A 15,546-nucleotide genomic window follows, 5' to 3' on the forward strand; every position below is an offset into this window, starting at 1 on the left:
TATATAACTATTTAAATAGTTGTTATGTTCATGCGGGTTTCAGCGTCTTTGCTACTTAAATTAGCTCTTTATAAATGCTTCAATTACTGACTTAACTTCCTCTTTATTTTCCATATATAACATGTGCTTTCCTGAAATAATTTTAATCTTCATGTTAGGAAATATAAAATTTTTATGATGATCTGGTCCTACAGCATAATCTTCATTGCCAGCTACTACAAGGACTGGAATGTTTATTTTTTTAGTAATATCAAAATAATTTTTTAAATACTCTTTATTGCTAAGTCCTTGATTTGCCATAGATGGATTAAAACTATCTATTGTATTACTTACTTCCCTTAATTTTAAAAAATTATCATATTCCTTATATTGAAGTTTATAAAAGATATCTTTTTCAATAAGTCTAGTAACTATCTGTTGCCATTTTTCCATATATGATTTAGCCTCTATGGACTTTAATTCATTTTCAGATAATAATTTTGATCCATGATATATTTGACTCTTAAAGGAATCTTCCATGCTAAGAGTAACATTTAATAAAATAAGCTTGTCTATAGCCTCTCCATACTTATGAGCATAGTTTGTTGCAATAATTCCTCCAAAGGAATGAGCCATGACTATCCACTTTGATATGCCTAATTTTTTTCTAATTTCCTCCATATCCTCTACAAGTCTATCAATAGAGTAATCAGTTTCCTCGTCTCCTTCTGATCTTGCACTTCCTCTTTGGTCAAAATATATCATATTCATAAAATCTTCTAATGCAATTCCACCTAAAACTTCAAAATCAAGACTTCCTTCCCCTGGTCCACCATGGACAAATATACACGGAATACCTTGTCCTGATTGCTTTACATACAAGTTAACCTTATCCCTCATTTCTAGATACATTTATTTCACCTCTTTAAAATATCTTCCTGTTATTTCAATAGTGTTCCCCTCTGGATCTTCTAGTATATCATCCACTTTTTAGTTCTAGGATTATAATCAAGGCATATTCCACATCCAGGTATATTTCTCTTTCTATCAAGACTTTTGTGTATATCATCAATATAACCATCTTTTTTAATGGGATATATGTTGACACCATTACTATATGCATTCTCAAAATCAAATGCTGCCCCACCCTTAAACATATCATAAAGTTTATCTAATATCTCTGATGGTACTGGCTCAATACTTCTTTTTCTTCCCTTTAACTCACTAAGAATTTTGTGATGAATAACCTCTTTATAAACTTTTATATCATTCATATAAACCTTTACTATATAATCATCATCATGACAAAGATAAGCATATCTATTTTGTAAACTATCGAAAGTAAACTTCCTTAAAGGTTCAACTCGATGTGCTAAATACAATAACTCTGCCAGTTCCTCATTACTAACTTTCTCAAGATCATCTTCACATTGAAAATCTACCCAACAAAAATCCCCATAACTATATACATCTTCTTCTATAAAACTTTCCATGTTATTCTGCAAAATATATTCAAACCCTAACTTATGACTCCAATTGCCCTCATCTGGAAATCCCTTTAAAACTAGAATGTTATTAGGTGTTTCTTTAATTCCACTCATAAAGTCCTTAAAGGTCATTCCTGATGTAAACACAGAATTACTTTCTTCATCTATTTTTATATAACAAAACCATGTATTCTTCATTTTATTACGCCTATCCTCTCTAATATGTTCTCTCTATTCATCCATTATATATTAATATTTTATCTTTTTAAAAATATACGTAACAATAAAGCCCCTATCATCTTGACTTTCACTATATTTAATTAACTTAAATGACTTATTTAAATCTTCAAAATCAGTTTGCTGAATCAAGTCATCTTTTCTAATTTTAGTATCTACTTTATGCTTCCATCCAAAACCACATACAAATAAAATGCCATCATCAGCTATACATTCTCTCACATATTCAAGCTGGTTCTTGCTTAATCTATAATGGTTAACTAGAACATTATCAAATGTTCCAATATTTTTTAAAACATTTATTACACTTAAATCAATTTGCTTTGTATGAACCAAATAATTATTTCTTTTTGCAAATCTATTCAACCTTTCAAGTGCTTTATTGCTAAAATCAATTCCTGTTACTTGAAATCCTTCTCCAAGAAAAAATAAAGTATTTCTACCATCTCCACATGCTATATCAAGAACAGATCCTTTTTTAAAGTATGCTATATTTTCAATTATTGATTTTTCAGCACTCAACGGCTTGTCACTTCTATTTTTAAACTTATCATCCCAATATTCCTTATTTCCCATGTACTCCATACTATGCCCCCTAATTTAACCAAGGTATATTGATATATCCTCTAATTAATCTTGAATCTCCCTTATAAATGTTTTAATAATATTTTTTCTTTTATATCCACTTATATTATGATAAATATCTTCTCGCTTATAATCAGGTACTATAAAACTGCTATCAATATTCATCAATTTTGCTAAATGTATGTTAAAATCATAATGACTTACTGGTTTTTCGCATGCTATATTTATTGTTCCTTTAAAATGGCTATATATAAGTTCAATTATAGCCTCTGCTAGATCTTCTACATTAATAAAACTTGCATAGAAATTTGCGGTTCTTGAATAACTTCTACCCGTTTTTGAAACTTCCAATAAAGACTTCATTCTAGTATCCATTCTTCCATCATAGTCATAACCATATATACTCCCTGGTCTTACAATTACATGATTAGAATGCCTTTTAACTATACTTTCGCCTTCAATTTTACCGTTAATATACTTTGAAAAATATTCATTAGGCATACGTTTATGAGTAATTACATCTTCAGTTTGATTCTTTCCTTTTCCAATTGTAGTAGAAATATAAATTAAACGTACATCTTTAGAGATATTAGTAACTATCTCATTTATACCTATTTTAGATAAGGACATCTCTTTTTCCACATCAATAATACTCCAAATAATTATATCAGGTTTAAATGAAAGCAACTTCTCTATATCTAATTTATTCAATACATTGATTTGTAAAAGTTCATGATTCCCTAATCTATAACAAGTTCCATAAATATCATCATTATTACATTTCTTAAGTTTCTTATATATTGTATTTCCTAAATATCCACTTGCCCCTATAATTAATATTTTCATAGTTGTATTCCCTTCTAAAAAATATAGTAAATACTTTCTTATTCTAATATTGTAAAAAGATTTATACTATTCCATTTTTTCTTTTTTTATAATCTTTTTAAGTATAATCCAAATGGAATCTCGTAGTAGGTCGGGTTATTATTGTTATCAATATAATGATAATCGTAGTTTTGAAACTTTACCAATTCAATAAATCCCCAAGATTTATACATAGCTGTTAATCTTTCTAAATCATTGTTATCAGCTGCAATTGTTACTTCTTTAAATCCTTTTTCTTCAACTCTTTGAAGAACCCTTTCCATGAGCTTCTTCCCAAGTCCTAACCCCCTAAAGCCTTTTTCTATTCTTAAAGCACAAAGATAAGCTCTGTCTTTACCATTAGCTTCATTCTTATCTTCCGAATTCCAAAATATATAAAGCTCTCCTATTAACGAGCTATCTTTCTCATTTTCAATTGTCCAAAACTCTATATTATCTTTTTCAATTTCTTTAATGAAATATTCTTTAGTGGGAGATTCATTTTTCCATAAAGCCTTTAATTCATTCAAATTACCCGTCCTAATTATCATATTTATCTCTACCTTTCATGTAACTATTGAGTTAAATACATATTAAAAACCACATTCCTCATTAACTATAAATAATTTCATCCTATTTTTATCCGCTTGTCCCTCAATTATGGAAAGAACATTACAAACCCTTTCCTTTGATTTACAATCTACACATCTATTTATTTCTACACAGGGTGGATTATAACCTGCTCTTTTTGCATTTAAAGGACATGCTATGTTCTTAACTCTTTTCATTCCCTCTTCAACATTGTCTACAATTTTATTTTTACCTACAACTACAATTACTTTATCTGGTCCAAAAGTAATTGCTGCTACCCTATTTCCACTATGATCCACATTGATAATTCTCCCATCAGTGGTCACAGCATTAGAACCAGTAATATACCAATCAGTTATAAGAGCTTTCTTTTTCAGCATTTTAGTTTCATCCTTAGTTTTTCCAAGTTCTTTATCATAAACTATATTTCCTCTGTCCATCAGTGATTCTACTATATTCATTTTCTGAAGGGTAGCTGAATGACCAATTCCAATGATACATTCTTCATGTATAATTTTTAATATATGATTCTTAACTTCAGTTAAATCTTCAAAACATTCACCCTCTATATTTCTCATCCTAAAGTTTTCTTTTAACTTATTTATAGTATTTGTATCCATGATTATACCTCCATAATAATTTCATATAGAAAATACCGTATATACATAAATGAATAGTACGGTATTCTATAGATAAACATTTTAATTTCTTATTAAATACTCCTATGTTATAAGCTTCTATTCTTCAACAAATCTCATTAATTCTTCATTAAATTTTTCTTTCTGATCGTAAAATACTCCATGACCACTATATTTGAATGGTACAAGTTTTGAATTTCTAATACACTGATTTTGAATTTCAGCTAACTCAAATAGAACCACTTTATCATGAATGCCATGAAGAATTAATGTTGGAACTCTTATAGTCTCTAAATCAGAAAATAATTTTTCCTCACCTAGCCACGTGTTTGCAATAGCCGCTGTAGACCATCCTGCTGCTTGTAATCCAAGATTAAAAAACCACTGAGAAAATGGTTCAGATATATATTTAAAGAAAAATATATCTCCGAAATCTCTCAGCATTTTAGGCCTATCATTATATGTCCCATCAATAATTTTAACAACTTCTTCTCTATCCAATCCATATGGAAAGTTTTTACGCTTAATAAGACTAGGTGCTGCTGCAGATATAAGAACTAGCTTAGATACTCCATATCCTTTATGACGAGCCATATATCTAATAGCTATAGCTCCACCTGTTGAATGCCCTGCTAGTGTGAAATCTCTAAGACTTAGTGCATCTACTACACATCTAACATCATCAGATAAACGATCATAATCATATCCATCATAAGGTTTATCAGAATCTCCAAAACCTCTGGTGTCTATTCCGATACATCTATACCCATACTTTGGAAATTGGTCAAACTGATATTCAAACAGATTATGGTTACCAGGCCAACCATGTAAAAATAGAATTGTTTTTTTTCCTTCTGGATTAAGATCCTCTACATAAATTTTCACATTTGGTTCAACTTTAATATAATATCCCACTCATTACCTCCATCAATGAAATAACTATATTGATAGATTATTCACTCAGAAGTTTTATGTGAGTATTTTCATGATGATTGTCCAATATATTGTTTGGTGATATTATAGGAATATTAGATTTACTTAGCTTTTTACTGTATTATAGAATTCTTTTAGATCTCGCTTTACTTCCTCTGAAAGAGAATGCCATCTGATTTCTTGTATTGCTCCCTCTAATGCACATAACCTATTGATACAAGCAGAATCGTCTATGGCTTTAATATCTAACCATGCCTGTTTACTCCCGACTGTTTTTAATTGTTCAACAGTTTTTATGCCGACTTCATTAAGTTGTTCTTCTAGTTTCTTACCTATATTAGGTAATTCAGATAATTTACTCATAGTTTCCTCCTATTTAAAGTTATTTAAATTTTAAACTTATACTTTTGTCCTTATAAAATAATCATCATATAGCATCATTTTTCTATTTAATGGTACATAATATTTTTTCTTTAATGACTCAATACGCTCAGTTGCATTTGGAATTGCTTTTGTAAGAATTCCCTCAACATTAAAGAGTTCAAAAAAATTCTTATTTACAATTTCTAAAATATCATCTATATATTTTTGTTTTTCATATTTACTATGCAAATCTATTCTCAATAATCCATAATGGTTAAACTCATCTTCTGCTTCTCTTTTAAACATTTCAATAGTTCCAATTCTTTCATTTGTATCATTCAAAATTATCGTCCATCTCACAAAGTATTTATTCTCATAGGAAAAAGTCCAAAATTTAATTGCCTCCTCCATTCTTTCAACTGTTGTATAATAGAAATCATCACCATTACAGTTATCAGAATTAAACAATTTCACAGCCTCTTTATCTGAATAACACTTTAGCAATTCCTCTGCATCTTTAATTGTTGTCTGTTTTAATGCAGTCAAATGATTTTTTAATATAGGGCACTGCTCATAAACATTCCTTATCATTTTAATCTTCTCCTTAAGTTAGTGCTTTTGCCTTAACTTTATCCTCATCTATCTTGATTCTAACTCTCTGAAGATTATTTCATAGAATTTATCTTTACTATAAACTTCATTCCAAGGGTTATGTCCACATTTCTTTAATAATATGAATTTAAAATCCTTTATGGTTCTTGTCAGTGGCTTTTCAACACCTTCAAAAGAATGAGAATCATATTCACCATGTATAGCAATTACAGGACATTTTATATTCTTTCCAAAATCCAAAAGTTCTCCATTGCTTCTTAATTTATTAATTTCTTCCATACAACTTTGAAAAACTTCTGGTTGGAAATCTAGAGATTCATTTTCAATAGAAATTGGACTATAGGAATCCGCCTTTGCCATTAATTCTCCAAATTCACGCAATACTTCTTTTTTGTTTGGATTATTATGTTCATTTAATAATTGAAATAATGTACCAACTCTTAAGTTTTCTTCTTCTGTAAGTCTGTTAGCTCTTTTACTATTCATTGATGAAAGATAAATATCTTCATAGGATCCACTTCCTATAAGTATAACCTTACTTACTAACTCTGGATATTTCCATGCAAAAATATAGCTTAACCATGCTCCCCATGAATGACCAATTAGTGTTACTGGAAATTGTCCATTATTTTCAAGCAATTCTTTAAGTTCACTAACTTGTCCATCAATAGAGTCTTCTGATTGCATAGGTTCCAAAACTCCATACTTTTTTGATATTTCTTTTGCTACTTGTGCCATTCCACCTGGAGCACCTGGTCCCCCGTGAATAACTGCTATATCATATGATGGTTCACTTCCATATGTCCGTATATTAATCACATTAATTACTCCTTCTTATACTTAATAATCTAATACATTAAAAATTAGACCTTTTCGCAAGTAAATTTCAGCTATAATCTTTTAACCATTTATTTCTTTATTATACAAAACTTTTAAATCCATTACAAATATTCTCTATATACATTATTATAAAATTTAAAATTTAGTTTTTAATGAGTTTCATTGATTATAAAAATGTATTTAAAATTAAATATAGATATTATATCGTGGTAAATAATGGTATGATAAATATATAGATTATTAAATCCGATTAATGTAAATATTAAATGACAATTAATAAAATTATAAAAGCACAGTTATATGGCAAATGAATTATTCTAACAAAGAAAGGAGCTAATATAATTATGAAAAATAGGAAAGCAATTATTTTGAAACCTCCTAGATAACATGTATTCATTAATATTAAACTTCCAAGAGGTCCTCCTTATATAATTTTATAAATCTATTTAGTAACTCTATTAAATTTTAGGAGGATAATACAATGAAAAAAATAGGAAAACTCATACTAAATAAAGAAAGTGAAAATCATAAAATTTTATGTATGGCTGATGGAATTTCGATTCGTAAGATGGAGGATAATCCTTTTGATTATATCTTAATGTCAAAATGGATAAGTAATCCTGAAGTTCTTTTTTACTATGAAGGTAGAGATAATGCCTTTAGCATAGATAGAATAAAAGAAAAATACTCTCCAAGGATTTTAGGTAAAGAATCTGTTACTACATGTATCATTGAGCTTAATGAAAAACCCATTGGATATGTTCAATATTATTATGAAAGTGAAAAGAAAGACCTTGAGGTTGAAAACTATGATAATCCTTATGGAATTGATTTGTTCATAGGTGAGACAGAGTATCAAAACCAAGGAATTGGCACTAAAGCCATAAAGCTTTTAACTAAATACTTATTTGAAGTAAAAAGTGTTGATGTTATTCTCATAGATCCTCAAACCTGGAATAGCCGTGCCATTAAATGTTATGAAAAATGTGGATTCAAAGCTATTAAAATCCTTGAAAAAAGAGAACTTCATGAAGGTCAATATAGAGATAATTTGGTAATGCTTCTAGTTAGAAGTTAGTAAAATTTCCAACAACCTATAATTTATAATAACTCTAAGAATTATTTAATCTTTTAGTAAAAGAAATAAAGGGAAGTCTGAAAACAGACTTCCCTTTAAGAAAATATACCTAACTGTCTTTTAAAAATCTAGCTAGTAACAATGTGTTTTTGTATTCACCTTTGATTTTTATGTTTTTATTTTTTCTTCCCTCTTCAATAAATCCGAACTTTTTATAAAGTGCTATAGCAGGTGTATTTTCTTCAAAAACCTCTAATTCAATTTTCTCAACTTGATTTTCTTTGCACCACTTTATAACCTCTTCCATTAACAAAGTTCCTATTTTTAACCCACTGTATTCCCTTAAAATTGTTATACCAAAATCTGCAACATGACTTGTCCTTTTAGTTCTACCCCTTTGTAATGTGGTAGAACCTACTATTTTCTCATTTATCTCTGCTACTAAAAATAAAGATGTATTTTTAATATATTCTGCCTCGTCTTCAGCTGTTAAGTCAAATTCGTCTGGGTCTTTAGGAAAGAAACTTACCTCGCCCATTACTTGTTTCACTAACATTACAATTTCATTAGAATCTTCAACTGTTGCTTTTCTAATTATAAGTTCATTGTGATTTTTTATCTTCATCATAATTATAATACCTTTCTACACTTTAAATATTTTCCAATTTGCCATTTGTATTATATTTTCCAATTTCAATCAAAAATTGATAATTGAGTATGGCATTCTTGATTTAACTTTTCTTTCATTGGTTTGGAATAACTACTTGATAAATCATATTTTTCTCTCAAAGCATTTACTGTTTTATATAAATTATTTTTATATTCCTTATTTGCTCCACCAGTTTTATATAATAATACTAGGTCATCATATATCTTTGGAAATTCTTTCTTTATGAAATCTAAAAATACTTTTCTTGTACTACCTCTTAAATAAAGAGTTCCTGGTAGAACGTAATCCACATCACATTCTTTAGCATGAAAATATAGAGAATTTATATTTTCAAAAGTATCTGTTATATATGGAATAATAGGCATAAAATGAAGTCCAGTAGATGCATTGGTTTTACTAAATTCCTTTAACATTGCAAATCGTTTTAAAGATTCTACTCCATTTGGTTCAATTAATTTTCGTATATTTTCATCCATAGATGTAATTGTAGCTGCTATATTTACATAGGTAACCCTAGAAAGATCATCTATTAAATCATAATCTCTTAAAATTAAATCTGATTTAGTTGAAATAATGCATGGTGTTTTATACTTTATCATAAGTCTTAATATATCCGGCATTAGTTTATACTGTTCTTCTACTGGTTGATAGCTATCTGTTACCCCTCCAATATTAACAACTTCCCTTTTCCACGAAGGACTACTCAGTTGTTTTTCCAATTGTTCAACCACATTAGTTTTTACATATATGTCTTCAAAATATTTATCTGAATCTAAATATTGATGTGAATACATAGCATAACAATATTTACAACCATGTTCACAACCTCGATATATGTTTAAATCCCAGGCAAAAGGTATTTTTCTTTTTAATTTATTACACGCTACATCACAAGTAATTTCTCTAATCTTTGCCATTTATTCACCTCCAATATAACAATAATAAGGAATATAAAAACTAATTATTTCATTTTTTACTTATGGGTAATATTTTACCATACATATGTATATTAAACATATCTTTAAGAAAAAAAATTATTTTTATCCATGAATAAGTTTCTATATTTTCACTTATGTAATCATTTACTATAGGCTGAAATTAGGTTAATATTATTATATAAACATCTTTTATAAAAAATTTAATGTGCCTTGAACTTAACTATTATCTATTACTTAATGAAGGGGTTGTTTGAAATGAATAAAGATTTTTTCAAGAAGAATAGGCTAAAGTTATCAATGGAATTAGCTAATGGATCCATATTAATAATGTTTGCTGGAAAAGCACCGAAGAAATCAAATGACTATAATTATAAGTTCACACCAAATAGAAATTTCTATTACCTGTGTGGAGTTGATGAAGAGCATATAAATCTTGTAGTTATTAAAGATAGAAATGGGAATATAGAAGAAAGACTTTATATCAGAAAATTTGATGAAAAAAGAGCTAAGTGGGTAGGTAAGAGTATTAATGTTGAGGATGCTAAAAAAATATCTGGAATAAATGATATTAGATTTATAGATGACTTTAAAACAGATTTAAATAGTTTAATATCAACTAAAAATTTAGTCCATATATATTTAGATTTAGAAAAAGATGCCTATGAAGATGATTTAACTACTAATGGTTGCTTTGCCAAAGATTTAAAGGAAAGATACTCTCAGGTATTTATACACAACGTATATCCTAAGTTATCCATTCTAAGAATGTGCAAAGAAAAAGAGGAAATTAAAGAAATTAAATCTGCTATAGAGAAAACTAAATTAGGAATAGAAGCGATGATGAAAAATGCTAAACCTAATATTATGGAATATCAACTTGAGTCCTATTTCGATTTTTCATTAAAAAACAATGGTGTGAAAGATTTTGCCTTTCCAAGTATAATTGCCAGTGGAAAAAATGGAACAATTCTCCATTATGAAGATAATAATTGCGAAATTAATGATAACTCTTTGGTTTTATGTGATGTAGGTGCAGCATGGAATTATTATCATGGAGATATAACTAGAACCTTTCCTGTTAACGGTAAGTTTACCGAAAGACAAAAACAAATATACAATATAGTATTAAATGCTGAACTTGAAACTATAAAAGCTCTTAAACCAGGTCATACTTTTCAGTCAATAAATGAGGTTACAAAAAAAGCTTTAACAGAGGGATTAATTGACCTTGGTATAATAAAGGATGAAAATGAATTGTCTAATTATTACTATCATCAAGTAAGTCATCATTTAGGACTAGATACCCATGATGTAGAAGATTATGATGCGCCTTTTGAAGAAGGCATGGTAATTACAGTAGAACCTGGCCTATATTTATCCCAAGAAGGCATAGGAATAAGAATTGAGGATGATGTAGTTATAACTAAAAATGGATGTAAAGTCTTGTCTGATGAGATTATAAAAACTGTCGAAGAAATTGAAGAATTTATGAAAAAATGTTAAAAACAAAGAATTTTTTAATCCTTTAAAATATGAAGGAGAGTAAGTAAGTTTGTGTAAACACAAATTTACTTCTCTCCTTTTTTAATATATAAACTTTTATTTAATAAGTGCATCTCCAAAGAGAGAATTGAAGGTTTCATTTGCTATTTTTGTAAAGTTCTCAGGTGTAGAATATTTATTTTCTAGATTAAGATTTTCCCATGTAGCAGTCCAGATTAGATATTTATCTAGGGGTAACATGCCCTTTACCTTTAGATAACAGCCATCACGAACTAATAATCCATCTTTAGCTATTTTTTCAATATCAAAATATAACCTTGCACCTGTTTTATATTTCATTTTCTCATCCATAATAATTTTATTATTTTCCTTGGATAATACAACGACTTCACTTGAAACATTCCCATTAGAAAACATAATATAATCACTATAGTCCTTTGGATCACCAAGAAGCTCACCTATAGGCTTGTCCATGTAGTTGCTGCCTTCTTTTTTTAGTATATTCCACGACTTTAAACATCCATCGCTTTTAATTTTTTCCCAATTCTCCATTGTGGTACTATGAATAAGAACCCTAGGTTCATTTCCCCTTAAAAAAGCTTCATTATAATGATGATTCTCATATGCTTCCTTTGCTTTAATTAAGTCTTCCTCATCTACCGACAAAATCATATTCTTACAATAGCTATTTTCATATTCTATAAAATCCATAAGATTAAATTCCCACTGCTTACACTTTTTACTTACCTTTAAAGTATATACAGATGAATTGCCTCTTCCATTGGTTATTTCATAATTCTTAGAATTAGTTAAGCAAAATACAATCCAATCATCAGTATATCTTTCATCTGTAAATGGATTTATATGCTTCGGTTCAAATCCAGGTTCTGTAATGTATATCAAAAGCCTTCCTCCGTTCTTTAGATAATTGTTACCACTATTAAAACTAAATTATAATTATTCTGTTTTTAATATTTCTATTATAGCATATTTTCTAAATATTCATTATTATTTTTTATTTAATTTAATTATTAATATCTATGGCTTTAATATACTTAACATTATTCCTTTATTAAATTATATTCTCAACTTCAATAAATCCAAATTTTTTATATAGATCATAAGCAGGTTTATTGTCTATATGTACATCTATAATAATATCTTCTATATTCTTTTTATGCATATCATTTACACAGGTAGCTAATAGTGTAGAAGCAACTCCTTTATTTCTATGATCTGGTGCAACATGCAGTGAATAAATATGCATCTCATTCACACTTCCAGGTAAAGCTATTAAAATACCTATTACATCATCCTTACATTGTGCAGTTATAATATATCGTTTCGAAAAATCTCCCAAAATATTATTCCTAAGATTTTCAATAAACTTATCTGGTTTTTTACCAGAAAGGTCAGTGTCTAAGGTTCCCTCTATAAACATTGATAGATAAGTATTTAATTTACTTTCTAACTCTGCTCCTTCTAAAACTAGGTCACTGATTTTAAATTGAAATGGTCTTTCTATTTGGTTAATTAACCTCTTTCTAAGTTGTATGCTCATTTACTTATCCTCCTTTATAAATAATTAGTACAAGATATCAAACTCAAAAATTTTATAACCTACATACAAATATATTTCACTTAAAAATACATAAATTTTATAGTAATAATAAGCGCTGGTAGGGTTAAAACTACAATACCAACATTTATAATTAGGGCAGCGATTGTTAAAAATAAATCCACTTTAGGAACACATATATTACTAATCTCTCTTTCTCTTAGTGATTTTGAACTTAAAATGCTATATATCATTCCAATAATACTAATTACTAAAATTAATGATATGGTGATTAGTAAAAGTAACTCATTATCTTTAGGTAGATAAAATATATCCATGATCATAAATATAAAATATATAACTGCACTAATCCCAATAGATATAAAGGAATATAAATTAAGTTTCGTATGTGATTTTATTTTCATTTTAACTCCCCCAATGCTACACAATATTTAATAAGCACAACCTTGTTTTACCATATTATAACATATGTTCAAATTAAAAGCTAATTATCTCCATGAATATCATTTTTTATTAGCATAATGGAGTTATAATACCACATGAAATTATATTAAATTTTCCTCTTAAAATATACACCATTTAAGTTAATTATAGTAAAATATTCTTATACTATTGTACAACTATATATTTTTTGATTACCAGATATGTATACATTGACGTATTATGACCTCAAATCATGCTATATAAATTGGTCTAAAATTTAAACTCAGAATTATATTTATTTTAATAAGGAAGTGGAAGAATTGGATAGAGAAATTGAGAAATTATTTAATAATCAAATTTTAGGAGAAGCGGCAAGAAAGTTTAATATAGATATGTCTACACTAAATTTAATTGGAGGTTTTCAAAACTATGTTTATGAATATAAAAAGCAGGAGAAATCTTATATTTTAAGATTTACTCATAGCTCACATAGAAGCGATAACCTTATAAAAGGTGAACTTGACTGGGTTTTATATTTAATTAATAATGGAGTGTCAGCTTCAAAGCCCATCTACTCTATCTCTGGTAATTTATCAGAAAAAATCCATATAGGAGGATCGTACTTTACAGCTACTTCTTTTGAAAAAGCTACTGGAAGAAATATTGGATATCCTGAATGCATTAGTAATAAAGATTTATTTGAGAAATGTGGTAGATTAACAGGGAAAATGCATTTTTTATCTAAGAAGTACATACCTTCATCAAAAGAAATTAAGAGACCTGATTGGTCACATAATTACTATCTGCAAAACATAAAGAAATATATTTCTGCTGATCAGTTCAAGATTTTTGAAAGTTATGATGATATAGTGAATAGAATAAATAATCTCTGTAAGGATTCTGATTCCTTTGGAATTATTCACGGAGATATTAATGTTGGAAATTTTTTCCTAGATAATAAAGATATTAATATATTTGATTTTGATGAGTGTCAATATAGTTGGTTTATTGAAGATATAGCTATTCAATTGTTTTATATTACTTATGTATTCTTAGATGATAGCATGGATGAAAGACAAGCTCAAAGTTGTATTTTTATGAAAAACTTTATGGATGGTTACCTTAAAGAAAATCATATAGATGAATATTGGCTAAAACAAATACCTCTATTTCTTCAACTAAGAGAACTTATCGTCTATATAGGTATATGTCGTAGCACTGGTTTTTCTAACATGAGTCAATGGATGAAAAACTATATTTCTCAGAGCAAATCTAGAATCGAACAAGGAATTTCTATAGTAAGTGAGAACTATGTATAAACTACATAATTCTTTTATATACTTAAATATTTATTTTAGGAGGATAACATTTTGGATCTTTTGGGGGCATTTTCATATGCATGTTTAGCATTTCTTATTTTCAACTTATTATATATGATACTTATGAAATATAGAGGTAAAGCCATTAATTCCTTTATTATTATAGTAAATTCTCTATTCTTAGTACTTATATCAAATTTAAGTATATGGCAAGGAGGAATATATGTTGATGAATATAACCTAAGTGGTAGCAGTATAGATTTCTACATTAACCTTGTAAATATATCTATTTTTATTATCATAGCTTCTATAGCATCTTCCAATAAAAATGGACGTAAAAATCATTAGAAGGAGTTATAATAGTATTGAACACTTAAATGATTATATTTTTATGAAAGTATGAGGGGCCTTCGCAAAATAAGCTAATCTAAGTAAATGTTGAGCTTGTACTTATATTATTGCTGTTCAGCCGTTTCGAAGCATTGATTTACTAAAAGGATTTATTCAAGTTAAAATCTACAACACAACAACTCGTATTCACTCAAACAAGTTGCGTTGCTTTACGATTTTACCATTCATAAATCCTAAGTAATAAATGTTCTAGGAGGTTCTTCTAATAAATTAGAAGAACTGAGTTCGAATAACTAAATCAAAGATTTAGATTCTTACTTATGCAAATGGCGTTCGTTAACAATAATATTAAAGTACATGCTCAACAGTTTATATAAGATTAGTGATATATTTTGCGAAAGCATCTTCCTAACCTTCTACTCTCCTATTTCCTCCAAGTGCCCTGTATCATTAATGCATTTCACAGCTATCGTATTGCTTATCTCATCACATTTAACAATACTTATACTACAATTATCAAATTCCATGTTATATCTTTTAAAAATCATTATTACAA

20 protein-coding genes are annotated in these 15,546 nt (G+C 28.0%); 4 read left to right on the forward strand and 16 right to left on the reverse strand.

Going from position 1 to position 15,546, the window contains the following annotated elements:
- Positions 1–60: 60 nt before the first annotated feature.
- From B2P65_RS04845 to B2P65_RS04890, 10 genes are all read right to left on the reverse strand, one after another.
- Positions 61–891 carry an alpha/beta hydrolase gene (locus B2P65_RS04845; RefSeq protein ID WP_346849302.1) on the reverse strand — a complete coding sequence of 277 codons (831 nt, stop codon included), beginning with the start codon at positions 889–891 and terminating at the stop codon, positions 61–63.
- Positions 892–950: 59 nt separating this feature from the next.
- Positions 951–1,664 (reverse strand): hypothetical protein, encoded by a 714-nt coding sequence (locus tag B2P65_RS04850; protein WP_346849303.1) that lies wholly within the window; start codon positions 1,662–1,664, stop codon positions 951–953.
- A 51-nt stretch (positions 1,665–1,715) separates the two neighbouring features.
- The gene (locus B2P65_RS04855) at positions 1,716–2,288 is read right to left on the reverse strand and encodes a class I SAM-dependent methyltransferase (RefSeq protein WP_346879696.1); all 573 of its coding nucleotides are present in this window, start codon (positions 2,286–2,288) and stop codon (positions 1,716–1,718) included.
- Positions 2,289–2,333: 45 nt separating this feature from the next.
- Positions 2,334–3,134 carry a sugar nucleotide-binding protein gene (locus B2P65_RS04860; RefSeq protein ID WP_346879697.1) on the reverse strand — a complete coding sequence of 267 codons (801 nt, stop codon included), beginning with the start codon at positions 3,132–3,134 and terminating at the stop codon, positions 2,334–2,336.
- A gap of 86 nt (positions 3,135–3,220) precedes the next feature.
- Positions 3,221–3,682: a GNAT family N-acetyltransferase gene (locus tag B2P65_RS04865; RefSeq protein ID WP_346879698.1), complete on the reverse strand. Its 462-nt coding sequence runs from the start codon at positions 3,680–3,682 to the stop codon at positions 3,221–3,223.
- A 63-nt stretch (positions 3,683–3,745) separates the two neighbouring features.
- The gene (locus tag B2P65_RS04870; protein ID WP_346879699.1) at positions 3,746–4,363 is read right to left on the reverse strand and encodes a lactate utilization protein; all 618 of its coding nucleotides are present in this window, start codon (positions 4,361–4,363) and stop codon (positions 3,746–3,748) included.
- 117 nt (positions 4,364–4,480) lie between these two features.
- Positions 4,481–5,296 (reverse strand): alpha/beta hydrolase, encoded by an 816-nt coding sequence (locus B2P65_RS04875; RefSeq protein ID WP_346879700.1) that lies wholly within the window; start codon positions 5,294–5,296, stop codon positions 4,481–4,483.
- A 123-nt stretch (positions 5,297–5,419) separates the two neighbouring features.
- Complete coding sequence (locus B2P65_RS04880; protein ID WP_346849309.1) at positions 5,420–5,677, reverse strand: TfoX/Sxy family protein; 258 nt, start codon at positions 5,675–5,677, stop codon at positions 5,420–5,422.
- 36 nt (positions 5,678–5,713) lie between these two features.
- The gene (locus B2P65_RS04885; protein WP_346849310.1) at positions 5,714–6,268 is read right to left on the reverse strand and encodes a GNAT family N-acetyltransferase; all 555 of its coding nucleotides are present in this window, start codon (positions 6,266–6,268) and stop codon (positions 5,714–5,716) included.
- A 48-nt stretch (positions 6,269–6,316) separates the two neighbouring features.
- On the reverse strand, positions 6,317–7,108 hold the full coding sequence (locus tag B2P65_RS04890) for an alpha/beta hydrolase (protein ID WP_346879701.1): 792 nt from the start codon (positions 7,106–7,108) through the stop codon (positions 6,317–6,319).
- 502 nt (positions 7,109–7,610) lie between these two features.
- Between B2P65_RS04890 and B2P65_RS04895 the strand changes: the two genes are divergently transcribed.
- Complete coding sequence (locus B2P65_RS04895) at positions 7,611–8,207, forward strand: GNAT family N-acetyltransferase (protein ID WP_346879702.1); 597 nt, start codon at positions 7,611–7,613, stop codon at positions 8,205–8,207.
- A 109-nt stretch (positions 8,208–8,316) separates the two neighbouring features.
- Here the strand turns inward: B2P65_RS04895 and B2P65_RS04900 are convergent, their stop codons facing one another.
- The gene (locus B2P65_RS04900) at positions 8,317–8,835 is read right to left on the reverse strand and encodes a GNAT family N-acetyltransferase (protein ID WP_346879703.1); all 519 of its coding nucleotides are present in this window, start codon (positions 8,833–8,835) and stop codon (positions 8,317–8,319) included.
- Positions 8,836–8,900: 65 nt separating this feature from the next.
- Positions 8,901–9,794: an SPL family radical SAM protein gene (locus tag B2P65_RS04905; protein WP_346879704.1), complete on the reverse strand. Its 894-nt coding sequence runs from the start codon at positions 9,792–9,794 to the stop codon at positions 8,901–8,903.
- A gap of 276 nt (positions 9,795–10,070) precedes the next feature.
- Here B2P65_RS04905 and B2P65_RS04910 point away from each other — a divergent pair, with 276 nt between their 5' ends.
- Positions 10,071–11,318, forward strand: a complete 1,248-nt coding sequence (locus B2P65_RS04910) for an aminopeptidase P family protein (protein ID WP_346848999.1) — start codon at positions 10,071–10,073, stop codon at positions 11,316–11,318.
- Between the two features lie 96 nt (positions 11,319–11,414).
- On the opposite strand, the gene B2P65_RS04915 is transcribed toward B2P65_RS04910, so the two are convergent.
- The 3 genes from B2P65_RS04915 to B2P65_RS04925 form a co-directional block, all read right to left on the reverse strand.
- Positions 11,415–12,221 carry a hypothetical protein gene (locus B2P65_RS04915; RefSeq protein WP_346879705.1) on the reverse strand — a complete coding sequence of 269 codons (807 nt, stop codon included), beginning with the start codon at positions 12,219–12,221 and terminating at the stop codon, positions 11,415–11,417.
- A gap of 169 nt (positions 12,222–12,390) precedes the next feature.
- Complete coding sequence (locus B2P65_RS04920; protein ID WP_346877898.1) at positions 12,391–12,879, reverse strand: GNAT family N-acetyltransferase; 489 nt, start codon at positions 12,877–12,879, stop codon at positions 12,391–12,393.
- 80 nt (positions 12,880–12,959) lie between these two features.
- Positions 12,960–13,301 (reverse strand): hypothetical protein, encoded by a 342-nt coding sequence (locus tag B2P65_RS04925; RefSeq protein ID WP_346877899.1) that lies wholly within the window; start codon positions 13,299–13,301, stop codon positions 12,960–12,962.
- Between the two features lie 339 nt (positions 13,302–13,640).
- Between B2P65_RS04925 and B2P65_RS04930 the strand changes: the two genes are divergently transcribed.
- On the forward strand, positions 13,641–14,639 hold the full coding sequence (locus B2P65_RS04930) for a phosphotransferase enzyme family protein (protein WP_346879706.1): 999 nt from the start codon (positions 13,641–13,643) through the stop codon (positions 14,637–14,639).
- Positions 14,640–14,690: 51 nt separating this feature from the next.
- Positions 14,691–14,987, forward strand: a complete 297-nt coding sequence (locus tag B2P65_RS04935) for a hypothetical protein (RefSeq protein ID WP_346849004.1) — start codon at positions 14,691–14,693, stop codon at positions 14,985–14,987.
- Positions 14,988–15,406: 419 nt separating this feature from the next.
- Here B2P65_RS04935 and B2P65_RS04940 read toward each other — a convergent pair whose 3' ends face one another.
- Complete coding sequence (locus B2P65_RS04940) at positions 15,407–15,538, reverse strand: hypothetical protein (protein ID WP_346849005.1); 132 nt, start codon at positions 15,536–15,538, stop codon at positions 15,407–15,409.
- Positions 15,539–15,546: the final 8 nt, after the last annotated feature.

The organism is Clostridium sp. UBA3061 (assembly GCF_002367465.1).
In the GTDB taxonomy this organism is placed as follows: Bacteria; Bacillota; Clostridia; order Clostridiales; family Clostridiaceae; genus Clostridium_J; species Clostridium_J sulfidigenes.